Genomic DNA, 21,638 nt, shown 5'->3' on the forward strand with positions numbered 1-21,638 from the left:
CAGCCACATCCGTGGTGGGTGCTGCAGGAGCGGTGGGGGCTGCGGTCCCGTTCGTGGGGTCATGGTTTCCCAGTGCCAAGGCGAAAGCCGCAGGTGCACCGGTGAAGGTGAATGTCAGCAAGATCGACCCAGGCCAGCAAATGATTGCTGAGTGGCGCGGTCAGCCAGTATTCATCGTTCGTCGTACCGAGGAAATCCTGGGGAATCTGAAGAAAATCGAAGGTCAGCTGTCTGACCCCGACTCGAAGAATTCCGACCAACCCGCTTACGTCGATAAGGAAATTCGCTCGATCAAGCCAGAGATTCTGCTGCTGATCGGTATCTGCACCCACTTGGGCTGCTCGCCTACCTTCCGCCCGGAAGTTGCTCCTGCCGACCTTGGCAAGGATTGGGTCGGTGGCTACTTCTGCCCGTGTCACGGCTCTCATTACGACCTGGCCGGTCGCGTCTACAAGTCCCAGCCCGCACCCTTGAACCTGCCAGTTCCGCCACATCACTACGAGACTGACAGTGTCATTGTCATTGGCGTCGACGAGGGGGAGAAAGCCTGATGAGCAAGTTCATGGATTGGGTCGATGCGCGCTTCCCTGCCACAAAAATGTGGGAAGACCATCTCAGCAAATATTACGCACCAAAAAACTTCAACTTCTTCTACTTCTTTGGCTCCCTGGCGCTGCTGGTGCTGGTCAACCAGATCGTCACCGGTGTCTGGCTGACGATGAGCTACACCCCGTCGGCGGAAGAGGCGTTCGCCTCCGTCGAATACATCATGCGTGACGTCGAGTACGGCTCGATCCTGCGCCTGCTGCACTCTACAGGCGCTTCGGCGTTCTTCATCGTCGTCTACATGCACATGTTCCGCGGCCTGCTCTACGGGTCGTACCAGAAGCCGCGCGAATTGGTGTGGGTCTTCGGCATGCTGATCTACTTGGCGCTGATGGCCGAAGCCTTCATGGGCTACCTGCTGCCATGGGGCCAGATGTCGTACTGGGGCGCACAGGTGATCATTTCGCTGTTCGGTGCGATTCCGGTCATCGGTAACGACCTGACCCAGTGGATCCGTGGTGACTACCTGATCTCCGGCATCACCCTGAACCGCTTCTTCGCCTTGCACGTAGTAGCCTTGCCAATCGTGATCCTGGGCCTGGTGGTGCTGCACATCCTGGCACTGCATGAAGTGGGTTCCAACAACCCGGATGGCGTGGATATCAAGAAGCACAAGGACGAGAACGGCATCCCGCTGGATGGCATTCCGTTCCACCCGTACTACACCGTAAAAGACATTGTCGGCGTAGTTGTCTTCCTGTTCGTGTTCTGCTCGATCGTGTTCTTTTTCCCGGAGATGGGCGGTTATTTCCTGGAGAAACCCAACTTCGAACAGGCCAACGCCTTCAAGACGCCTGAGCACATTGCCCCGGTCTGGTACTTCACGCCGTTCTACGCGATCTTGCGGGCGATTCCCGACAAGCTCATGGGCGTAATCGCCATGGGGGCGGCCATCGCGGTGCTGTTCGTGTTGCCTTGGCTCGACCGTAGCCCGGTCAAGTCCATGCGCTACAAGGGCTGGCTGAGCAAGATCTGGCTGTGGGTGTTCTGCATTTCGTTCGTGATTCTCGGCGTGTTGGGCGTTCTGGCGCCGACTCCTGAGCGTACGTTGCTGTCGCAGGTCTGCACCTTCCTGTACTTCGCCTACTTCATTCTGATGCCGTTCTATACCCGGCTTGAGAAGACCAAACCGGTACCGGAAAGGGTGACTGGCTGATGAAAAAATTATTCGTTGCATTGATGCTTGCGGCGCTGCCGCTACTGTCCTTCGCTGCCGAGCATGGCCCCGAGCTGGAAAAAGTCGATATCGACGTGTCCGACAAGGCCGCCATGCAGGACGGGCTGCGTACGTTCACCAACTACTGCATGGGTTGCCACAGCGCCAAGTTCCAGCGCTACGAGCGTGTTGCCGATGACTTGGGGATCCCGCATGACGTGATGCTCAGCCATTCGGTGTTCACCGGCGCCAAGATCGGCGACCACATGAACATCGGTATGCAACCCGCTGACGCCAAGACCTGGTTCGGCGCAGCACCGCCTGACCTGACCCTGGTGGCGCGTGTGCGCGGCACCGACTGGCTGTATGGCTACCTGAAATCCTTCTACGAAGACCCAGCGCGTCCTTATGGCGTGAACAACAAAGTCTTCCCGAACGTCGGCATGCCCAACGTTCTGGTCGGCCTGCAGGGTCGCCAAGTGGTAGGATGCAAGCAGGTTCAGGTCGTTGAAGACGGCAAGAAGCAATATGATCCGTTGACCGGTACGCCTTTGACTCACGAGGCATGCGATCAACTGACCATCGTGCCCAAGACCGGCGCGCTGAATGAAGAGCAGTTCGACGAGAAGGTAAAAAATCTCGTGACCTTCCTGGCCTACTCGGCCAACCCGGTCAAACTGCAGCACCAGCGCATCGGTACCTATGTATTGCTGTACCTGGCCTTCTTCTTCGTATTCGCCTATCTGCTCAAACGCGAATACTGGAAGGATGTGCATTGATCCAACCGTAAGCAATTGCTGTTAATCTTGCGCGCCCAGCGGCATCTCTGAACACGTAGCGACCAGGTAACACCTGCCGTTACAGAGATGCTCTCTGGGCGCGCTCGTTTTTGAGCTTTCGATAATTTCAACAAGCGAGGAGGACCGCCATGGGCGTGACCAATCGGTTGGCCTGTTACTCCGACCCCGCCGACCACTATTCCCACCGAGTGCGTATCGTACTCGCAGAGAAGGGTGTCAGCGCCGAGATCATCAGTGTGGAGGCGGGCCGTCAGCCGCCGAAACTGATCGAAGTGAACCCCTACGGCAGCTTGCCCACCCTGGTCGATCGTGACCTGGCGTTGTGGGAGTCGACCGTGGTGATGGAATACCTGGATGAGCGTTACCCGCATCCGCCGTTGCTGCCGGTGTACCCGGTGGCGCGTGCCAACAGCCGTCTGCTGATCCATCGTATCCAGCGCGACTGGTGCGGGTTGGTGGATGTGATTCTGGATTCGCGTACAAAAGAAGCCGTTCGCGTACAGGCGCGCAAGGAATTGCGCGAAAGCCTGACCGGCGTTTCGCCATTGTTCGCCGATAAGCCTTTTTTCCTCAGTGAGGAACAAAGTTTGGTGGATTGCTGCCTATTACCGATACTCTGGCGTTTGCCGATTCTCGGTATTGAACTGCCGCGGCCTGCCAAGCCGCTGCTTGATTACATGGAGCGCCAGTTTGCGCGTGAGGCTTTCCAGGCGAGTCTGTCTGGTGTCGAACGCGATATGCGCTAAGGCTTAAGGAGCCGCTGATGAACTCCAGTCGACCCTACCTGGTCCGCGCGCTCTATGAGTGGATTGTGGACAACGATTGCACCCCGCACATGCTGGTCAATTCCGAATTTCCTGCGGTTCAGGTACCGCAGGGTTTTGCCAGTGACGGACAGATTGTGCTGAACGTATCGCCCAGTGCCGTGCGCCACCTGCACATGGACAACGAAGCGGTCAGCTTCGAAGGGCGTTTTGGCGGCGTGCCGCATACGCTGTTCGTGCCGATTGGTGCCATTCTCGGGATCTACGCCCGTGAGAATGGCCAAGGCATGGTGTTCGATCTGGAGTCGCCTTTCGAGGATGACGAAGCGATCGAAAACGAAGACGGCGATGACCTGCCGCCACCGGATGCCGAGCCCCCGCGCCCAAGCGGCCGGCCGAGCCTGAAAGTGGTGAAGTAAGCGGCTATCGCCTTCGGGCAAGCCTGAAAAATGCCTCGGCCTGTGCCGGGGCATTTTTTTGCGCGCAGGATGTAGATGAAAGTCGCGCCCGGACGGTGATCGTACAACCGCCATGGGCTATGATGCGTGCTCAAGTTCACCGAGAAAGATGATCCATCATGGAAAACGCCAACACCGCCCCTCGTCTTCCCCGCAAGCGCCGCAGCCTTGCCCAGGAATTGGTCACGGTGTTGTCCGAGCAGATCCGCGACGGTGAACTCAAGCGTGGCGACAAACTGCCCACCGAGTCGGCGATCATGGAAGCCCATGGGGTCAGTCGCACCGTGGTGCGTGAGGCCATCTCGCGCTTGCAAGCGGCAGGGCAGGTGGAAACCCGTCACGGCATCGGCACTTTCGTGCTGGACACGCCGAGCCCCAGCGGCTTCCGTATCGACCCGGCCACGGTGGTCACCCTGCGTGATGTGCTGGCGATATTGGAGCTGCGTATCAGCCTGGAAGTGGAGTCCGCCGGCCTGGCTGCGCTGCGTCGCAGTGATGAGCAACTGGCGGCCATGCGCGCCGCCCTCGACGCCTTGAATGAAAGTGCGGCACACGCCGGCGACGCGGTGGCGTCCGACTTTGCGTTCCACCTGGAAATTGCACTGTCCACCGGTAATCGCTATTTCACCGACATCATGACCCACCTGGGCACCAGCATCATTCCGCGCACGCGGTTGAATTCGGCGCGCCTTGCCCATGATGACCAGCAACACTACATGGGACGCCTGAGCCGTGAGCACGAAGAGATCTACGAGGCGATTGCCCGTAAGGATTCGGATGCGGCGCGTGCGGCCATGCGCTTGCACCTGACCAACAGCCGTGAGCGGCTGCGCCATGCCCATGAAGAGGCAGAAGCGCAGCGCAACTGAGGTTGATGCCTATCTAGTGTGGGAGCGACAGTGTCTTAGCTGGCAGGCTGGTTCGGCTTGTAGTCCTTGAGCAGCAGATAGGTGCTCCACCCCCACCAATCATTCGTCCAGTGCTTGTCGTTCAGGTCATTCACGTCTTTACGCCGCAGCACCTTATCCCCCTCCAGCTTGAACAGCGGCGAAAAGTTGTTCGCCGGGTTCTGCACTGCGTTCAAATCCGGTACGTACAGTGGCGCCTTGAAGTTGGCCGGGGAGGGCGCCACGCCGCTGATAAACGTTTCGAAGATCTCATCGGCCGACGCTTGCACCGCGCGTTTGACCTGCGCCCGATTGTCCGCGTCGATAACGTCGAAGTAGCGTTTATCCCCATAGGCATGCCATTCGTCCCCCAGGGCATTGCGCACCTTGAGCCCGAACTTGCTGTCTTCGTCGTGCATGAAGCGGCTGATCAGCGAGCCCAGTTCGCCCGGCGTCACCACGGCGGCCAATTGTTTGCGCGGAACCCGCAAGTGCCCGGCAGAATACAAGTCGGTCAAAAAGTGATCGGCGAAGCTGTTCATGGCATACGCCAATTCCAATGCCTGGTCGGTCCCAGTTTGATGCGCCACCAAGGCCTGTTGTAGTGCGGCCGTATGTCCGGCCAGATACGCCGACAGTGCCCATTCACCAAAGTGGTCAGCATTGTCCGCCGCCAGTTTCAAGTAGCGGCCCAAGGGAACCAGCGCAGAAACCACGCTGCCACCACCGGTGATGCGGTTCCATTCCTCGGACAACGTATCACCTAGCGCGTCATAAGCTTCGTGAGCGTGCTTGCCCTCCTTTATCGCCTGGTTGACCGCGTTGATCTCCTTCTGCATCACCGCAAGGATCTTCTGCGCTTCCGCTCGTGAAGCGGGCAACACCGCCAGCGTGTTGAACGCAGCGCTAAAGCGTTGCACGCGCTCGGCAGGCGAGGCGCCATCGCTGATGGGCTGGCCAGGGATGCCATAGAAGTCACCGCCCAGGGCGATCATTTGGCCGTAGGTCAATGCCAGTCCGTTAGGCAGGTGCAATTCGACTTGGCGTGCGGGAATCGCCGGGGCGTCCTTGGCGAAACGCAACAGGGTGTCATCGCCAATGGCGGTGTGTTCGCCGCCTTCGAAGCGCAGGACGGGTGGTTTCTTTTCGGGTGTCGCGAGTTCAAGACCTGACATGTTAGCTCCTTGCTATGTCGTAGGAATCTTCCGTAATAACTGTATGCATATACAGCTATGGCCAGAGTAGAGGAATAATTTCCTACGTCAAGAAGGCAAGAAAAACAGCGAGCCTCGGAACGACCTCGACGAATTGCAGTTGACGAAATTATTTATAGTTGTACGATGACGTACGACATCACCAAAACCAACAACAACCTTTCAATAGAAAGTCTTCGCCCAGGGTGTTCGAATAATGAATCCACAAGAACTGAAGTCCATCCTCTCCCGCGGTCTGCTGTCTTTCCCGGTGACCGATTTCAACGCCCAGGGTGACTTCCACCAGGCGGGTTACATCAAGCGTCTGGAATGGCTGGCCCCTTACGGCGCCACCGCGTTGTTCGCCGCAGGCGGCACCGGTGAGTTTTTCTCCCTGGCGGCCAGTGAATATTCCCAAGTGGTGAAGACCGCTGTTGATACCTGCGCTACCAGCGTGCCGATTCTCGCCGGTGTCGGTGGTTCGACCCGCCAGGCCATCGAGTACGCCCAAGAAGCCGAGCGCCTGGGAGCCAAAGGCCTGCTGCTGCTGCCGCATTACTTGACCGAAGCCAGCCAGGACGGCGTTGCCGCCCACGTTGAAGCGGTGTGCAAATCGGTAAAGATCGGTGTGGTGGTGTACAACCGCAACGTCTGCCGCCTGACCGCGCCACTGCTGGAACGCCTGGCCGAGCGCTGCCCGAACCTGATCGGCTACAAGGATGGCCTGGGCGATATCGAACTGATGGTCTCGATTCGCCGTCGCCTCGGTGATCGTTTCAGCTACCTCGGCGGCCTGCCGACTGCAGAGGTTTACGCTGCGGCCTACAAAGCCTTGGGCGTGCCGGTGTACTCCTCGGCGGTGTTCAACTTCATCCCGAAAACCGCGATGGACTTCTACCACGCGATTGCCAAGGACGATCACGCCACCGTTGCCAAGATCATCGACGACTTCTTCCTGCCATACCTGGACATCCGTAACCGCAAGGCCGGTTACGCGGTGAGCATCGTCAAGGCCGGTGCAAAAATCGCCGGCTACGACGCAGGCCCGGTACGCACCCCGCTGACCGACCTGTTGCCGGAAGAATACGAAGCCCTCGCCGCGCTGATCGACAAGCAAGGCGCGCAATAACCTATCTACAAGGCCGCTGAGAGATCAGCGGCCTTTTGCGTCAGGAGAGAATTCGTGTCCCAAGCCCAGCGTTATGAAAACTACATCAATGGCCAGTGGGTGGCCGGTGCCGACTATTGCGTCAACCTCAACCCGTCGGAGTTGTCTGATGTCATTGGCGAATACGCCAAGGCGGATGTCGCCCAGGTCAACGCCGCCATTGACGCCGCCCGCGCCGCGTTCCCGGCCTGGTCCACCTCGGGCATTCAGGCTCGCCATGACGCCCTGGATAAAGTCGGCAGTGAAATCCTCGCCCGCCGCGAAGAGCTCGGCACCCTGCTGGCCCGGGAAGAGGGCAAGACCCTGCCCGAAGCCATCGGTGAAGTGACCCGCGCCGGTAACATCTTCAAGTTCTTCGCCGGTGAATGCCTGCGCTTGTCCGGCGACTACGTGCCGTCGGTGCGCCCTGGCGTTAACGTTGAAGTGACTCGCGAAGCCCTGGGTGTGGTCGGCCTGATCACGCCGTGGAACTTCCCGATCGCCATCCCCGCCTGGAAAATCGCCCCGGCCCTGGCCTACGGCAACTGCGTGGTGATCAAGCCTGCCGAGCTGGTCCCGGGCTGCGCCTGGGCACTGGCAGAAATCATCTCCCGCGCAGGCTTCCCCGCCGGTGTGTTCAACCTGGTGATGGGCAGCGGCCGTGTGGTTGGCGACGTGTTGGTCAACAGCCCGAAAGTCGATGGCATCAGCTTCACCGGCTCGGTGGGTGTAGGGCGCCAGATTGCGGTCAGATGCGTGTCGCGCCAGGCCAAAGTGCAGTTGGAAATGGGCGGCAAGAACCCGCAGATCATTCTCGACGACGCCGACCTCAAGCAGGCCGTCGAGCTGTCGGTACAGAGCGCGTTTTACTCCACTGGCCAGCGTTGCACCGCTTCCAGCCGCTTGATTGTTACCGCCGGCATTCACGACCAGTTCGTTGCGGCGATGGCTGAGCGCATGAAGTCGATCAAGGTCGGCCACGCGTTGAAAAGCGGCACCGACATCGGCCCGGTGGTTTCCCAGGCTCAGTTGGACCAGGACTTGAAGTACATCGACATCGGCCAAAGCGAAGGTGCGCGGCTAGTGAGTGGTGGTGGCCTGGTGACCTGCGACACCGAGGGCTACTACCTGGCACCGACGCTGTTTGCCGATAGCGAAGCGGCCATGCGTATCAGCCGTGAAGAGATCTTCGGCCCAGTGGCCAACGTGGTGCGCGTAGCGGATTACGAGGCAGCACTGGCCATGGCCAACGACACCGAATTCGGTTTGTCGGCGGGCATTGCCACGACGTCGCTCAAGTACGCCAACCACTTCAAGCGCCATTCCCAGGCCGGGATGGTGATGGTCAACCTGCCGACCGCCGGCGTGGACTACCACGTTCCGTTCGGTGGCCGTAAGGGTTCATCCTATGGTTCGCGTGAGCAAGGTCGCTATGCGCAAGAGTTCTACACCGTGGTGAAGACCAGCTACATCGGTTCGTAACTCGCAACACCTGTGGGGGCCGGATGCCTGCTGGTCCCCACGCTGAAAAACAGAAAACCATTACCCGCAAAAAAAATAATTAGTGGGAGTACTTCTTCATGCAAGCGACCAAGCCGACCCACGTCCGCTATTTGATCCTGCTCATGCTGTTTTTGGTGACCACGATCAACTACGCCGACCGGGCCACCATCGCCATCGCAGGCTCCAGCCTGCAAAAAGACCTCGGTATCGACGCGGTCACCCTCGGTTATATCTTCTCTGCATTCGGTTGGGCCTACGTGGCTGGGCAAATCCCCGGCGGCTGGCTGCTCGACCGGTTCGGCTCGAAAAAAGTCTACGCCCTGAGCATCTTCACCTGGTCACTGTTCACCGTGCTGCAAGGCTATGTCGGTGAGTTCGGTGTCTCCACTGCTGTGGTTGCGCTGTTTATGCTGCGCTTCATGGTGGGCCTGGCCGAAGCGCCTTCGTTTCCTGGAAATGCCCGTATTGTTGCGGCGTGGTTTCCTACGGCCGAGCGCGGCACTGCCTCGGCGATCTTCAACTCGGCGCAATACTTCGCCACGGTGCTGTTTGCGCCGCTGATGGGTTGGATCGTCTACAGCTTCGGCTGGCAGCATGTGTTTATCGTGATGGGCGTGATCGGCATCCTGTTTTCGCTGATCTGGCTGAAAGTTATCCACAGCCCTCGCCAGCACCCGATGATCAACGAAGCCGAGCTCAACCACATCGCAGCCAATGGCGCGATGGTCGATATGGATCAAGACAAGGGCAAGGGTAAGAAAACTGACGGTCCGAAGTGGGATTACATCCGTCAGTTGCTGACCAACCGCATGATGCTTGGTGTCTATCTGGGCCAGTACTGCATCAACGGCATCACCTACTTTTTCCTGACGTGGTTTCCGGTGTACCTGGTGCAAGACCGTGGCATGACCATCCTCAAGGCAGGTTTCATTGCTTCATTGCCGGCGATCTGCGGCTTTATCGGCGGCGTGCTCGGTGGGGTGATTTCCGACTACCTGCTGCGCAAAGGGCATTCCCTGACGTTTGCACGCAAGGCGCCGATCATTGGTGGACTGCTGATTTCCAGCAGCATCGTGGCCTGCAACTACGTGGATATCGAATGGATGGTGGTGGGTTTCATGGCGTTGGCCTTCTTTGGCAAAGGCGTTGGCGCACTGGGTTGGGCGGTGGTGTCCGACACCTCGCCGAAACAAATCGCCGGCCTCAGTGGTGGTCTGTTCAACACCTTCGGTAACCTGGCGTCGATTACCACGCCGATTGTCATCGGCTACATCATCAGCACCACCGGCTCGTTCAAATGGGCGCTGGTGTTCGTCGGCGCCAACGCGCTGGTGGCGGTGTTCAGCTACCTGGTCATCGTCGGTCCGATCAAACGTGTCGTACTCAAAGAGCCGCCAACCAAAGGCCCCGAGCTGACCAACCTTACCCAAGCGCACTCCTGAGGGGCGATGTAATGCAGTTGATTGAACATGCCGACTCGCCGCGCTCCATTCGTTTGCACGAGCGTGACAACGTAGTGATCGTGGTCAATGACCAGGGTGTACCGGCCGGGACCGAATTCCCCGACGGCCTGGTGACCGTGGATTTCATCCCGCAGAGCCACAAGGTGACGCTGGAGGATATTCCCGAAGGCGGTCAGATTATTCGCTACGGCCAGACCATCGGTTACGCCTTGGCGCCGATTCCGCGCGGCAGTTGGGTGCAGGAAGATCAACTGCGCATGCCCACCGCGCCACCGCTGGACAGCTTGCCGTTGTCCACCGAGGTGCCCGAAACCCAGGCGCCGTTGGAGGGGTTTACCTTTGAGGGGTATCGCAACGCCGATGGCACCGTGGGCACGCGCAATATCCTCGGCATTACCACCACCGTGCAGTGCGTCACCGGTGTGCTGGACCATGCGGTCAAGCGTATCAAGGACGAATTGTTGCCTAAGTACCCGCACGTCGATGACGTGGTGGCGTTGACCCACAGCTACGGCTGCGGCGTGGCGATTACTGCGACGGATGCCTATATTCCGATCCGCACCGTGCGCAACCTGGCGCGTAACCCGAACCTGGGCGGCGAAGCCTTGGTGATTAGTCTGGGCTGCGAGAAATTGCAGGCCGGACAGGTGATGCACGACAACGACAGCTCGGTCGACCTGAGCGAGCCGTGGCTGTATCGGCTGCAAGACTCCAGTCACGGCTTTACCGAAATGATCGAGCAGATCATGGAACTGGCCGAGACGCGCTTGAAGAAGCTCGACCAGCGCCGGCGCGAAACCGTGCCGGCCTCGGAGCTGATTCTGGGCATGCAGTGTGGCGGCAGCGATGCGTTTTCCGGCATCACCGCCAACCCGGCGCTGGGCTATGCCTCGGACTTGCTGTTGCGGGCGGGGGCGACGGTGATGTTTTCCGAAGTCACTGAAGTGCGCGATGCCATCTACCTGCTGACTTCACGGGCCGAGAGCAAGGAAGTTGCCCAGGAACTGGTCAGGGAAATGGACTGGTACGACCGTTACCTGGCCAAGGGCGAGGCAGACCGTAGCGCCAACACCACGCCGGGGAACAAGAAGGGTGGGTTGTCGAATATTGTCGAGAAGTCGCTGGGCTCCATCGTCAAGTCTGGCAGCAGCGCGATCAACGGCGTGCTCGGCCCGGGCGAACGCTTCAAGGGCAAGGGTCTGATCTTTTGCGCCACGCCAGCCAGTGACTTTGTGTGTGGCACCTTGCAACTGGCGGCCGGGATGAACCTGCATGTGTTCACCACTGGACGCGGAACGCCTTACGGGCTGGCGATGGCGCCGGTGGTGAAGGTGTCGACGCGCACAGAGCTGGCGCAGCGCTGGCCAGACCTTATTGATATCGACGCCGGGCGTATTGCTACCGGGCGCGCGAGCATCGAGGAGCTGGGCTGGGAGTTGTTCCACTTCTACCTGGATGTGGCCAGCGGCAAGAAGCAGACGTGGGCGGAGCAGCATAAGCTGCATAACGACATCACGTTGTTTAACCCTGCGCCTATTACTTGAGACCGAGTCGCCTGCTTCGCGAGCAAGCCCGCTCCCACATTTAACCGATTTCCAACATGAGAATGCGGTCGAATGTGGGAGCGGGCTTGCTCGCGAAGGCGTCCTAACAGACGCCGCAGGGCAGCATGGCTTATCATTAGCCACCTAACGACGCTCACCAAGGTTCTCCCCGGCATGCTGGCAATTTTCCTCACCACCCTCACCATCACCGCGCCGGTGTTTGCCATGTTGTTCCTGGGGGTGCTGCTCAAGCGCATCAACTGGATCAACGACAACTTTATCCACACGGCTTCCTCGCTGGTGTTCAACGTCACCATGCCGGCGCTGCTGTTCCTCGGCATCTTGCATGCCGACCTGCACTCGGCGCTCAAGCCGGGTTTGCTGATCTACTTCGCCGTCGCCACGTTGCTCAGCTTTGCGCTGGCCTGGGGCTGGGCGATTTTTCGGTGCCCACGTGAAGACCGGGGTATCTACACCCAGGGTTCATTTCGCGGTAACAACGGGGTGATTGGCCTGGCGCTGGCGGCCAGCATGTATGGCGATTACGGTATCTCTCTCGGCGCAATTCTCGCGGCGTTGGTGATCCTGTTTTACAACACGCTGTCGACCATCGTACTGGCGGTGTACAGCCCGGTGATCAAGTCGGACCCGTGGAGCATCTTCAAGAGCGTGGTGGCCAACCCGCTGATTATCAGCGTGATCGTCGCTACGCCGTTTGCGGTGTTCCAGATTGGCTTGCCCGGTTGGCTGGAGTCTTCCGGGCGGTACCTGGCGGACATGACCTTGCCCCTGGCACTGATCTGCATCGGAGGCACCTTGTCACTGGCGGCGTTACGTAAAAGCGGCAGCATGGCGCTGAGTGCGAGCCTGGTGAAGATGATCGGGTTGCCGCTGGTGGCCACGCTCGGTGCCTGGCTGCTGGGGTTCCGGGGGCCGGAGTTGGGGATTTTGTTCTTGTATTTCGGCGCGCCGACGGCGGCGGCGAGTTTTGTGATGGCCAGGGCGGCAGAGGGCAATCATGAGCTGGCGGCGGCGATTATTGTGATCACCACGCTGATGGCGGCGGTGACCACCAATATCGGGATTTTTGTGTTGCAGGCGGGGGGTTGGATCTGATTTTTGGAGCGCCCTTGAGGGCCAATCGCAGGCAAGCCACCTTTTAATGTGTTCACAAATCGAGGGTGGGAGCTGGCTTGCCTGCGATAGCTATCTGACAGTCACTGCTGATCCGCCTGATACGCCTCGATCACTTCCTGCGCCGCCCGAAACGCATCAATCGCCGCCGGCACGCCGGCATACACCGCGCAATGCAGCAACGCCTCACGAATCTCTTCCACGGTACAGCCATTGTTCAAAGCGCCGCGCACATGCCCCTTGAGTTCCTGCGGGCACTTGAGGGCGGTGAGGGCGGCGAGGGTGATCAAGCTGCGGGTCTTTAGCGGCAGACCTTCGCGGTTCCACACACTGCCCCAGGCGTGCTCGTTGACGAAGTCCTGCAGCGGCTGGGTGAACTCGGTGGCATTGCCCAGGGCGCGGTCGACGAACGCATCGCCCATGACCTGGCGACGCATTTCAACCCCGGGCTTTTTCTGATCGGTCATTTCGATTCCCTCTTGTGTTGGCGGCGCCAGGCTTGCAGCGTGCTGAACAACAGGAAAGCCACCAGCACTGGCAGGACGTAATACAGCATCAGGTGTTCAAGCTTGTTGGCCAAGGGCATGCCAGTGGTAAAGGCCATCACGTGCAGCCCATAGGCCAGGTACAGCCCCAAGAAGACCAGGCCCTCGGCGCGGGTCACGCGGTAGCCTATGTAGAACACCGGCAGGCACAGCACCAAGGCAGCGAGCATCACCGGCAGGTCAAAGTCCAGGGCGTTGGGCGACACCGACAGCGGCGAGGGCGCTACCAGGGCGGTAAAGCCCAGCACCCCCAGCAGGTTGAACAGGTTGCTGCCGATCACGTTGCCGACGGCGATTTCCCGCTCGCCACGAAGGGCGGCGATCAGTGAGGTGGCCAGGCAAGGCAGTGAGGTGCCGACGCCGATCAGGGTCAGGCCGATAATGCGTTCCGACAGGCCCAGGTCCCCCGCCACATCCACCGCAGCGCCCAGCAGCAGATGACCGGCCAGCACCAGGATCAGCAACCCGCCCAGCATCAACAGCACACTGCTCAGCCACGGAGCGCGGGCCACAGTGTCCAGCGTGCGTGGGCGCCGCGAGTGGCGAGTCTGGTAGTGCAGCACGCCGAGATAAGCGAGCAGGGCAACCAGCAGCACCAAGCCATTGGCGGGCGTGAGTTCTTCATTCGCCGCCAGCACAAACACCAACAGCCCCGCGAGGATCATCACCGGGATATCCAGGCGCACCAACTGACGTGAGACCCGTAGCGGAATAATCAGCGCCGACAGGCCCAGGGTCACCAGGATGTTGAAGATACTGCTGCCAATCACGCTGCCCACCGCAATATCGGTATTGCCGGCCAGGGTGGCTTGCAGGCTGACGGTCATCTGCGGCGCGCTGCTGCCGAAGGCCACGACGGTCAGGCCGATGATCAATGGCCGCACCTTAAGGCTGGCGGCCAGGCGCACGGCAGCGCGCACCAGGATTTCTGCGCCGATGATCAGCAGTACAAGGCCGCTGACCAACTCCAGCAGGCTCCAGGGTGAGAGGGCGGTTAATCCGAAAATGACCGGTCCTCCATGGTTAGTTGCCCAAGGCTTGCACGCGCACTCGCGCCGTGCCGCTGCTGATCATGCCCAACTGCTCGGCAGCCTTGCGTGACAAATCAATCAAGCGCCCACGGGTATGCGGGCCGCGATCATTGATGCGGACAACCACGGATTTATCGTTGTCGAGATTGGTGACCTTGACCTGGGTGCCGAACGGCAATTGCCGGTGGGCGGCGGTCAGGGCGTTCTGGTTGAAAGGTTCACCACTGGCGGTCTTGTTGCCATGGTGCTTGGCGCCGTAATACGAGGCGGTGCCGGTTTCGTCGTAGCCGTTGGGGTTGATGAGGCCGCTGGCGCAACCGGCCAGTAGGGAGAACAGGGCCAGGAGGCCGAGTAGACGCTTCATTTTCTAAGGTGCCCCATAACCAATGTGGGAGCTGGCTTGCCTGCGATGCAGACGACTCGGTGTCTCAATAACACCGAGGTGATGCAATCGCAGGCAAGCCAGCTCCCACAGGGGATCCGGGTGGCAAGTCAAATCTGCACCCGGACCATTCATCGCTGTCAGCCTTCGAGCTTGCTTTTCAGCAATTCGTTCACCTGTTGCGGGTTGGCCTTGCCTTTGGAGGCTTTCATCGCCTGGCCCACAAAGAAGCCGAACATCTTGCCGCGCTTGGCTTCGTCTGCCGCGCGGTATTGCTCGACCTGCTCGGCATTGGCTGCGAGCATTTCATCCAGAACGGCCGAAATGGCGCCGCTGTCGGTGACTTGCTTGAGGCCGCGCTTCTCGATGATCTCGTCGGCGCTGCCTTCACCGCCCGCCATGGCTTCGAACACGGTCTTGGCGATTTTGCCGGAGATGGTGTTGTCCTTGATGCGCAGCAGCATGCCGCCCAACTGCTCGGCAGTGACCGGAGCTTCGTCGATTTCCAGGCCCTGTTTGTTCAACAGGCTGCCCAGCTCAACCATCACCCAGTTGGCCGCCAGCTTGGCGTCACCGGCAATGCTCACGACTTTTTCGAAGTAGTTGGCTTGCTCACGGCTGGAAGCCAAGACGCTGGCATCGTAGACCGACAGGCCGAACTGCTCCTGGAAGCGCTCGCGTTTTTGCTGCGGCAATTCCGGCAGGGTGGCGCGCACGTCATTGAGGAACGAGTCCTCGATGACCACCGGCAACAGATCCGGGTCGGGGAAGTAACGGTAGTCGTTGGCTTCCTCTTTGCTGCGCATGGCGCGGGTTTCGTCTTTGTTCGGATCGTACAGGCGGGTCTGCTGGATGACCTTGCCGCCGTCTTCGATCAGCTCGATCTGGCGACGTACTTCGCTGTTGATCGCCTTCTCGATGAAACGGAACGAGTTGACGTTCTTGATCTCGCAGCGCGTGCCGTACTCGGCCTGGCCCTTTGGGCGGATCGACACGTTGCAGTCGCAACGCAGCGAGCCTTCGGCCATGTTGCCGTCGCAGATGCCCAGGTAGCGCACCAGCGCGTGGATGGTCTTGACGTAGGCCACGGCTTCCTTGGCGCTGCGCATGTCAGGCTCGGAAACGATTTCCAGCAACGGTGTGCCAGCGCGGTTCAGGTCGATACCGGTCGCGCCCGGGAATTCTTCGTGCAGGCTCTTGCCGGCGTCTTCTTCCAGGTGGGCGCGGGTGACGCCGACACGCTTGATGGTGCCGTCTTCCAGCGGGATATCCAGGTGGCCCTTGCCGACAATTGGCAGTTCCATCTGGCTGATCTGGTAGCCCTTGGGCAGGTCCGGGTAGAAGTAGTTCTTGCGCGCGAACACGTTGTGCTGGCCGATCTCGGCGTCAATCGCCAGGCCAAACATCACCGCCATGCGCACCGCTTCCTGGTTCAGCACCGGCAGAACGCCGGGCATGCCCAGGTCTACCAGGCTGGCCTGGGTGTTCGGCTCTGAACCGAACGTGGTGGCGCTACCGGAGAAAATCTTCGATTGGGTGGCGAGCTGGGTATGAATCTCCAGCCCGATCACAACTTCCCATTGCATAGTGTTCTCCTCAGAAGCCGGTAGGGGTGCGAGTGTGCCAGTCGGTGTGCAACTGGTACTGGTGCGCCACATTGAGCAGGCGGCCTTCCTGGAAATACGGGGCGAGCAGTTGCACGCCGACCGGCAGGCCATCGACGAAACCCGCTGGCATGGACAAGCCCGGCAAGCCCGCGAGGTTGGCGGTGATGGTGTACAGGTCTTCGAGGTACGCAGCCACCGGGTCGCCATTCTTGGCGCCGAGCTTCCAGGCCGGGTTCGGCGTGGTTGGGCCGAGGATCACGTCGACTTCTTCAAAGGCCGCCATGAAGTCGTTTTTGACCAGGCGACGGATTTTTTGCGCCTTGAGGTAGTACGCATCGTAGTAACCGGCCGACAGTGCGTAGGCACCGACCATGATGCGGCGTTGTACTTCCACGCCGAAGCCTTCGCCACGGGAGCGCTTGTACAGGTCGGTGAGGTCTTTCGGGTTTTCGCAGCGGTAGCCGAAACGCACACCGTCGAAACGCGACAGGTTCGAAGAGGCCTCGGCCGGTGCGATCACGTAGTACGCAGGAATGGCGTGCCCGTTGTTCGGCAGGCTGACTTCCTTGATCACGGCGCCGAGCTTTTCCAGCTCCTTGACGCTGTTGTGCACAAGCTGGGCGATGCGCGGGTCGAGACCGGCGCTGAAGTATTCCTTCGGCACACCGATGCGCAGGCCTTTGATCGAGGTGTTGAGGCTGGCGCTGTAGTCCGGCACCGGCTCATCGATGCTGGTGGAGTCCTGTTTATCGAATCCGGCCATACCTTGTAACAAAATTGCGCAGTCTTCGGCGGTACGTGCCAAAGGGCCGCCCTGATCGAGGCTGGACGCGTAGGCGATCATGCCCCAGCGGGAAACGCGACCGTAGGTCGGCTTCAAACCGGTGAGGTTAGTGAAGGCGGCTGGCTGGCGGATGGAACCGCCGGTGTCGGTGGCCGTGGCCGCCGGCAGGAAGCGCGCCGCAACGGCGGCGGCCGAACCACCAGACGAACCGCCTGGCACGTGTTCCAGGTTCCACGGGTTTTTCACCGCGCCGTAGTAGCTCGACTCGTTGGCCGAACCCATGGCGAATTCGTCCATGTTGGTCTTGCCCAGGGTCACAGCCCCGGCGGCGGCCAGCTTGGACACCACGGTAGCGTCGTAGGGCGCCTTGAAGTTGTCGAGCATCTTGGAGCCGCAACTGGTGCGAATGCCCTGCGTGCAGAACAAGTCCTTGTGGGCGATTGGAGCACCCAGCAACGCGCCATTTTCACCGTTGGCGCGACGCACGTCGGCGGCCTTGGCCTGGCTCAGGGCCAGCTCTTCGGTGAGGCTGATGAAGCTGTTGACCTTTGAATCGTGCTCGGCGATGCGCGCAAGCAGGGTCTTGGTCAGCTCTTCGGACGAAAACTTTTTGTCGGCGAGACCGCGGGCGATCTCGGCCAGAGTCATGTGATGCATGAAAGGCTCTTTCCCTTTAGTCGATGACTTTCGGAACCAGGTACAGGCCGTTTTCGACCGCTGGCGCGATGGACTGGTAGGCCTCGCGATTATTGCGTTCGGTCACGACGTCTGCACGCAGGCGCTGGCTGGCTTCCAGCGGGTGCGCCAGGGGCTCGATGCCGTCGGTATTCACGGCCTGCATTTGGTCAACCAGCCCGAGAATGCTGTTCAGGGCTGCGGTGGTCTGTGGAAGATCGGCTTCATTCAGGCCAAGCGAGGCCAGATGCGCGATTTTTTCCACGTCGGAGCGTTCAAGCGCCATGGGATTCTCCAGTGGAAAACAGAACGGAGGGCGTCCGTGTGTTAGATTGTCGGAACACTACCGCATTTCTACGGTCATATGGCCGCGATTGTGGGGGTTGGTGCACAGAAAGTCGGCCAATTTAGCACATTGGCGCCTTGCCCAAAATCCCTGTCGTTGTTAGAGTTTGCCGCACTTTTTTACCCACGCGTTGCCTAGGGTCCTTTCCCCATGTTCAAGAAACTGCGTGGCATGTTTTCCAGCGATCTCTCCATTGACCTGGGCACTGCCAACACCCTTATTTACGTGCGCGAGCGCGGTATCGTCCTGAATGAGCCATCGGTTGTGGCTATTCGGACCCATGGTAATCAGAAAAGTGTCGTTGCCGTTGGCACCGAGGCCAAGCGCATGCTCGGCCGTACACCAGGCAATATTGCTGCCATTCGTCCGATGAAAGACGGCGTGATCGCCGACTTCAGCGTCTGCGAGAAGATGCTGCAGTACTTCATCAACAAGGTTCACGAAAACAGTTTCCTGCAGCCTAGCCCTCGAGTGCTGATCTGCGTTCCATGCAAGTCCACCCAGGTTGAGCGTCGTGCCATCCGTGAATCGGCCCTTGGTGCCGGTGCCCGTGAAGTGTTCCTGATCGAAGAGCCAATGGCTGCTGCGATCGGTGCCGGCCTGCCGGTTGAAGAAGCGCGCGGTTCGATGGTGGTGGATATCGGTGGTGGTACTACTGAAATCGCCCTGATCTCCCTGAACGGTGTGGTGTATGCCGAATCCGTACGCGTTGGCGGCGACCGTTTCGACGAAGCGATCATCACTTACGTGCGTCGTAACTACGGCAGCTTGATCGGTGAGTCCACCGCTGAGCGTATCAAGCAGGAAATCGGTACCGCTTACCCAGGCGGCGAAGTGCGCGAAGTCGATGTTCGCGGTCGCAACCTGGCCGAAGGCGTTCCACGTGCTTTCACCCTGAACTCCAACGAAGTGCTTGAGGCTCTGCAAGAGTCCCTGGCAACTATCGTTCAGGCCGTGAAGAGCGCCCTGGAGCAATCGCCGCCGGAACTGGCTTCCGATATCGCCGAGCGTGGCCTGGTACTGACCGGTGGTGGCGCCTTGCTGCGCGACCTCGACAAGCTGTTGGCCCAGGAAACTGGCCTGCCGGTGATCGTCGCCGAAGACCCGCTGACCTGCGTTGCCCGTGGCGGTGGTCGTGCACTGGAAATGATGGATAAACACACCATGGACCTGCTCTCCAGCGAATAAGCCTGGTTGAACGGTTCATGCTTGGCCAACAGGCAGCACTTTGCAGTGCTGCCTGTTGGCGTTTATCTTCTTCAATCTGCATCCAGGCCGGTTAGATGCCGTATGAATAAAGAAAACATTTGCCTGGGAGGAGCGGCTTATTAAACCGCTTTTCGCCAAAGGCCCCTCATTGGGCGTGCGCCTGTTGGTGCTGGTCGTGCTTTCGGTCGCGCTGATGGTGGTCGATGCCCGCTTTGCACTGCTCAAGCCCGTGCGCAGCCAGATGTCGCTGGTGTTGATGCAGACTTACTGGATCACCGACCTGCCGCAACGTCTTTACCAGGGCGTGGCCAGCCAATTTGGCAGCCGCACTGAACTGGTCGCCGAGAACGAAAAACTCAAGACTGAGAACCTGCTGCTGCAGGGGCGCATGCAAAAGCTGGCGGCCCTGACAGAGCAGAACGTTCGGTTGCGTGAGTTGCTCAATTCTTCCGCATTGGTCAACGAAAAGGTCGAAGTGGCCGAGTTGATCGGCATGGACCCCAACCCCTTCACCCATCGCATCATCATCAACAAGGGTGAGCGCGACGGCGTGGTGCTGGGTCAGCCGGTGCTCGATGCCCGTGGCCTGATGGGGCAGGTGGTCGAGTTGATGCCCTACACCTCGCGGGTATTACTGCTGACGGACACCACCCATAGCATTCCAGTGCAGGTGAACCGCAACGGCTTGCGGGCAATTGCCAGCGGTACCGGCAACCCCGAGCGCCTGGAGTTGCGTCACGTCGCCGACACTGCCGACATCAAGGAAGGCGACCTGCTGGTCAGCTCCGGCCTCGGCCAGCGTTTCCCGGCGGGTTACCCGGTGGCGACGGTCAAGGAAGTGATCCACGACTCCGGCCAGCCGTTCGCCATTGTGCGTGCGGTGCCGACTGCCGCCCTGAACCGCAGCCGCTACCTGCTGCTGGTGTTCAGCGACAACCGCACTCCCGAAGAGCGCGCCAATGACGCCGCGCAGGCGCAGGAAGCGGAAGACAAGCAAAACGGGATTGCGCCGATCGTGCCTGCAACGGTGCCAAAGCCGGCATTCGTCGGGCCACCCGCGCCTGCGCCTGCTGCTGCGGCGCCCGTCGCAACACCGGTCAAGCCTGCGGCCCACAGCGCGCGCGCTGCTAAACCGGCCGCAACCAAGCCACCGGCCGCAACGCCTGCAGCCAAGCCTCCGGCGGCCGCCCCGGCCACTACACGGCAGAGGGAGGAATAATGGCCGGTACTCATTCGCGCAATGGCTGGATCGTCTGGCTGACTTTTGCCATCGGTTTGTTGCTCAGCGTTTCGCCATTGCCGCAATTCATGGAAATCCTGCGCCCGCTCTGGCTGGCGCTGCTGCTAGCGTTCTGGTCACTGAACCTGCCGCACAAAGTCGGCATGGTCACGGCGATGTTCCTGGGCTTGGCGGAAGATGTGCTGTATGGCACCTTGCTGGGTCAGAACGCGTTGATCCTGACGCTGATTACCTTCCTGGTGCTGTCATTGCAGCAGCGTTTACGCATGTTTCCAATGTGGCAGCAGTGCCTGGTGATCCTGGTGATCTTCGGCCTGGCGCAGCTGGTTCAACTGTGGCTCAGTGCTTTGACCGGCAACCGCCAGCCGACCCTGGCGTTGGTTCTGCCCGCCCTGGTCAGTGCGCTGCTGTGGCCTTGGATCAGCTTCGGTCTACGTGGGTTACGTCGTCGCTATAAAATCAATTGAATGGATTGCGAGGCTCTGCCTGGTTATCGAGCCCCTCAGGGAGAGTCTGCAATGAATTCGCTTTATCTGGCCTCGGGCTCCCCGAGGCGGCGTGAACTGCTGACCCAGATCGGTGTGCCCTTCACCGTGGTCAGCGCCGCTATTGATGAAACTCCTCTTACAAATGAATCCGCCGTTTCGTACGTCGAGCGTCTTGCCCGTGGCAAGGCAACGGCGGGTTTTGCTGCGCTCGAAAACACCACCGGCATGTGTGTACTGGGTGCCGATACGGCCGTGATTGTCGATGGCAATATCCTCGGGAAACCCGTTGACCAGGCCGATGCTCTGGCGATGCTGATGGCATTGGCGGGGCGTGAACATGAAGTGCTCACTGCTGTTGCGCTTACTGACGGGCAGCGTTGCGTAACTCGATGTGTAAGCAGTCGCGTGCTTTTTCGCGGAATTTCTATCGAGGAAGCGACCACCTACTGGCACAGTGGTGAGCCTCAGGACAAGGCGGGCGGCTATGCTATCCAGGGGTTGGGTTCGGTATTTGTCGCCGGTCTCAATGGCAGCTATTCCGCCGTGGTAGGCCTACCGGTGTGCGAAACCGCAGAACTGCTGGGCCAATTCGGCATACCCTGTTGGCAAAACCTTACCGCGCGCTGAACGCCTGACTTGCGCGCCCAGCCTTAAGCGATTGGTCACTATTGTGAAA

At 59.9% G+C, this 21,638-nt stretch carries 22 protein-coding genes; 15 read left to right on the plus strand and 7 right to left on the minus strand.

What is annotated here, in order from left to right; translation table 11 throughout:
* The 6 genes from petA to CFE47_RS24685 all read left to right on the plus strand — a co-directional run.
* A partial coding sequence (gene petA, locus CFE47_RS24660) for a ubiquinol-cytochrome c reductase iron-sulfur subunit (protein WP_286841081.1) occupies nt 1-551 on the plus strand: 551 nt, incomplete at its 5' end.
* On the plus strand, nt 551-1,762 hold the full coding sequence (locus CFE47_RS24665; protein WP_032877803.1) for a cytochrome b: 1,212 nt from the start codon (nt 551-553) through the stop codon (nt 1,760-1,762). The genes petA and CFE47_RS24665, both read left to right, overlap by 1 nt.
* A complete protein-coding gene (locus CFE47_RS24670) occupies nt 1,762-2,541 on the plus strand; it encodes a cytochrome c1 (protein ID WP_185708344.1) in 780 nt (259 codons plus the stop codon). The genes CFE47_RS24665 and CFE47_RS24670 overlap by 1 nt, the downstream gene beginning before the upstream one ends.
* Before the next feature lie 149 nt (nt 2,542-2,690).
* On the plus strand, nt 2,691-3,308 hold the full coding sequence (locus CFE47_RS24675) for a glutathione S-transferase N-terminal domain-containing protein (protein WP_016971566.1): 618 nt from the start codon (nt 2,691-2,693) through the stop codon (nt 3,306-3,308).
* A 17-nt stretch (nt 3,309-3,325) separates the two neighbouring features.
* Nucleotides 3,326-3,745 carry a ClpXP protease specificity-enhancing factor gene (locus CFE47_RS24680; RefSeq protein WP_122487516.1) on the plus strand — a complete coding sequence of 140 codons (420 nt, stop codon included), beginning with the start codon at nt 3,326-3,328 and terminating at the stop codon, nt 3,743-3,745.
* A 158-nt stretch (nt 3,746-3,903) separates the two neighbouring features.
* Nucleotides 3,904-4,653, plus strand: a complete 750-nt coding sequence (locus CFE47_RS24685; protein ID WP_185708345.1) for a FadR/GntR family transcriptional regulator — start codon at nt 3,904-3,906, stop codon at nt 4,651-4,653.
* Between the two features lie 35 nt (nt 4,654-4,688).
* Here CFE47_RS24685 and CFE47_RS24690 read toward each other — a convergent pair whose 3' ends face one another.
* Complete coding sequence (locus CFE47_RS24690) at nt 4,689-5,846, minus strand: phospholipase (RefSeq protein ID WP_286841087.1); 1,158 nt, start codon at nt 5,844-5,846, stop codon at nt 4,689-4,691.
* A gap of 235 nt (nt 5,847-6,081) precedes the next feature.
* Between CFE47_RS24690 and kdgD the strand changes: the two genes are divergently transcribed.
* The 5 genes from kdgD to CFE47_RS24715 all read left to right on the plus strand — a co-directional run bounded on the left by kdgD (nt 6,082) and on the right by CFE47_RS24715 (nt 12,637).
* Nucleotides 6,082-6,993 (plus strand): 5-dehydro-4-deoxyglucarate dehydratase, encoded by a 912-nt coding sequence (gene kdgD / locus CFE47_RS24695; protein WP_286841089.1) that lies wholly within the window; start codon nt 6,082-6,084, stop codon nt 6,991-6,993.
* A gap of 54 nt (nt 6,994-7,047) precedes the next feature.
* Nucleotides 7,048-8,493 (plus strand): aldehyde dehydrogenase family protein, encoded by a 1,446-nt coding sequence (locus CFE47_RS24700; protein ID WP_286841091.1) that lies wholly within the window; start codon nt 7,048-7,050, stop codon nt 8,491-8,493.
* A 98-nt stretch (nt 8,494-8,591) separates the two neighbouring features.
* On the plus strand, nt 8,592-9,956 hold the full coding sequence (locus tag CFE47_RS24705; protein ID WP_185708348.1) for an MFS transporter: 1,365 nt from the start codon (nt 8,592-8,594) through the stop codon (nt 9,954-9,956).
* Between the two features lie 11 nt (nt 9,957-9,967).
* Nucleotides 9,968-11,521, plus strand: coding sequence for a galactarate dehydratase (gene garD, locus CFE47_RS24710; RefSeq protein WP_286841094.1), 1,554 nt, complete (start codon nt 9,968-9,970; stop codon nt 11,519-11,521).
* A gap of 174 nt (nt 11,522-11,695) precedes the next feature.
* On the plus strand, nt 11,696-12,637 hold the full coding sequence (locus CFE47_RS24715) for an AEC family transporter (RefSeq protein WP_185708349.1): 942 nt from the start codon (nt 11,696-11,698) through the stop codon (nt 12,635-12,637).
* 101 nt (nt 12,638-12,738) lie between these two features.
* On the opposite strand, the gene CFE47_RS24720 is transcribed toward CFE47_RS24715, so the two are convergent.
* The 6 genes from CFE47_RS24720 to gatC form a co-directional block, all read right to left on the minus strand.
* Nucleotides 12,739-13,122 carry a carboxymuconolactone decarboxylase family protein gene (locus tag CFE47_RS24720; RefSeq protein WP_169374778.1) on the minus strand — a complete coding sequence of 128 codons (384 nt, stop codon included), beginning with the start codon at nt 13,120-13,122 and terminating at the stop codon, nt 12,739-12,741.
* A complete protein-coding gene (locus CFE47_RS24725; RefSeq protein ID WP_502695509.1) occupies nt 13,119-14,165 on the minus strand; it encodes a calcium/sodium antiporter in 1,047 nt (348 codons plus the stop codon). The genes CFE47_RS24720 and CFE47_RS24725 overlap by 4 nt, the downstream gene beginning before the upstream one ends.
* Nucleotides 14,166-14,223: 58 nt before the next feature.
* Nucleotides 14,224-14,595: a septal ring lytic transglycosylase RlpA family protein gene (locus CFE47_RS24730; protein ID WP_286841098.1), complete on the minus strand. Its 372-nt coding sequence runs from the start codon at nt 14,593-14,595 to the stop codon at nt 14,224-14,226.
* A 158-nt stretch (nt 14,596-14,753) separates the two neighbouring features.
* Nucleotides 14,754-16,199 (minus strand): Asp-tRNA(Asn)/Glu-tRNA(Gln) amidotransferase subunit GatB, encoded by a 1,446-nt coding sequence (gene gatB, locus CFE47_RS24735; protein WP_286841100.1) that lies wholly within the window; start codon nt 16,197-16,199, stop codon nt 14,754-14,756.
* Between the two features lie 10 nt (nt 16,200-16,209).
* Entirely contained in the window at nt 16,210-17,661 is a 1,452-nt protein-coding gene (gene gatA, locus CFE47_RS24740) for an Asp-tRNA(Asn)/Glu-tRNA(Gln) amidotransferase subunit GatA (protein ID WP_286841102.1), read from the minus strand.
* A 16-nt stretch (nt 17,662-17,677) separates the two neighbouring features.
* Nucleotides 17,678-17,965, minus strand: a complete 288-nt coding sequence (gatC, locus tag CFE47_RS24745) for an Asp-tRNA(Asn)/Glu-tRNA(Gln) amidotransferase subunit GatC (RefSeq protein WP_003171764.1) — start codon at nt 17,963-17,965, stop codon at nt 17,678-17,680.
* Nucleotides 17,966-18,175: 210 nt separating this feature from the next.
* Here gatC and mreB point away from each other — a divergent pair, with 210 nt between their 5' ends.
* The 4 genes from mreB to CFE47_RS24765 all read left to right on the plus strand — a co-directional run bounded on the left by mreB (nt 18,176) and on the right by CFE47_RS24765 (nt 21,589).
* Nucleotides 18,176-19,213 carry a rod shape-determining protein MreB gene (mreB, locus tag CFE47_RS24750; RefSeq protein WP_002555108.1) on the plus strand — a complete coding sequence of 346 codons (1,038 nt, stop codon included), beginning with the start codon at nt 18,176-18,178 and terminating at the stop codon, nt 19,211-19,213.
* Between the two features lie 139 nt (nt 19,214-19,352).
* Nucleotides 19,353-20,453, plus strand: coding sequence for a rod shape-determining protein MreC (gene mreC, locus CFE47_RS24755; protein WP_286841155.1), 1,101 nt, complete (start codon nt 19,353-19,355; stop codon nt 20,451-20,453).
* A complete protein-coding gene (gene mreD, locus CFE47_RS24760; RefSeq protein WP_003171788.1) occupies nt 20,453-20,941 on the plus strand; it encodes a rod shape-determining protein MreD in 489 nt (162 codons plus the stop codon). Before mreC ends, mreD begins: the two co-directional genes overlap by 1 nt.
* Nucleotides 20,942-20,992: 51 nt before the next feature.
* Nucleotides 20,993-21,589 carry a Maf family protein gene (locus tag CFE47_RS24765; protein WP_185708353.1) on the plus strand — a complete coding sequence of 199 codons (597 nt, stop codon included), beginning with the start codon at nt 20,993-20,995 and terminating at the stop codon, nt 21,587-21,589.
* Nucleotides 21,590-21,638: the final 49 nt, after the last annotated feature.

It is taken from the genome of Pseudomonas sp. PGPPP1 (genome assembly GCF_002255865.1).
Taxonomy (GTDB): Bacteria; Pseudomonadota; Gammaproteobacteria; order Pseudomonadales; family Pseudomonadaceae; genus Aquipseudomonas; species Aquipseudomonas cremoris.

Excerpts from the sequence above, each read along its gene's own strand:
- CFE47_RS24665 (WP_032877803.1), top strand. The coding sequence starts at position 551 with ATGAGCAAGTTCATGGATTGGGTCGATGCGCGCTTCCCTGCCACAAAA.
- CFE47_RS24670 (WP_185708344.1), top strand. The coding sequence starts at position 1,762 with ATGAAAAAATTATTCGTTGCATTGATGCTTGCGGCGCTGCCGCTACTG.
- CFE47_RS24675 (WP_016971566.1), top strand. The coding sequence starts at position 2,691 with ATGGGCGTGACCAATCGGTTGGCCTGTTACTCCGACCCCGCCGACCAC.
- CFE47_RS24680 (WP_122487516.1), top strand. The coding sequence starts at position 3,326 with ATGAACTCCAGTCGACCCTACCTGGTCCGCGCGCTCTATGAGTGGATT.
- CFE47_RS24685 (WP_185708345.1), top strand. The coding sequence starts at position 3,904 with ATGGAAAACGCCAACACCGCCCCTCGTCTTCCCCGCAAGCGCCGCAGC.
- CFE47_RS24690 (WP_286841087.1), bottom strand. The coding sequence starts at position 5,846 with ATGTCAGGTCTTGAACTCGCGACACCCGAAAAGAAACCACCCGTCCTG.
- kdgD (WP_286841089.1), top strand. The coding sequence starts at position 6,082 with ATGAATCCACAAGAACTGAAGTCCATCCTCTCCCGCGGTCTGCTGTCT.
- CFE47_RS24705 (WP_185708348.1), top strand. The coding sequence starts at position 8,592 with ATGCAAGCGACCAAGCCGACCCACGTCCGCTATTTGATCCTGCTCATG.
- garD (WP_286841094.1), top strand. The coding sequence starts at position 9,968 with ATGCAGTTGATTGAACATGCCGACTCGCCGCGCTCCATTCGTTTGCAC.
- CFE47_RS24715 (WP_185708349.1), top strand. The coding sequence starts at position 11,696 with ATGCTGGCAATTTTCCTCACCACCCTCACCATCACCGCGCCGGTGTTT.
- CFE47_RS24720 (WP_169374778.1), bottom strand. The coding sequence starts at position 13,122 with ATGACCGATCAGAAAAAGCCCGGGGTTGAAATGCGTCGCCAGGTCATG.
- CFE47_RS24730 (WP_286841098.1), bottom strand. The coding sequence starts at position 14,595 with ATGAAGCGTCTACTCGGCCTCCTGGCCCTGTTCTCCCTACTGGCCGGT.
- gatB (WP_286841100.1), bottom strand. The coding sequence starts at position 16,199 with ATGCAATGGGAAGTTGTGATCGGGCTGGAGATTCATACCCAGCTCGCC.
- gatA (WP_286841102.1), bottom strand. The coding sequence starts at position 17,661 with ATGCATCACATGACTCTGGCCGAGATCGCCCGCGGTCTCGCCGACAAA.
- gatC (WP_003171764.1), bottom strand. The coding sequence starts at position 17,965 with ATGGCGCTTGAACGCTCCGACGTGGAAAAAATCGCGCATCTGGCCTCG.
- mreB (WP_002555108.1), top strand. The coding sequence starts at position 18,176 with ATGTTCAAGAAACTGCGTGGCATGTTTTCCAGCGATCTCTCCATTGAC.
- mreD (WP_003171788.1), top strand. The coding sequence starts at position 20,453 with ATGGCCGGTACTCATTCGCGCAATGGCTGGATCGTCTGGCTGACTTTT.
- CFE47_RS24765 (WP_185708353.1), top strand. The coding sequence starts at position 20,993 with ATGAATTCGCTTTATCTGGCCTCGGGCTCCCCGAGGCGGCGTGAACTG.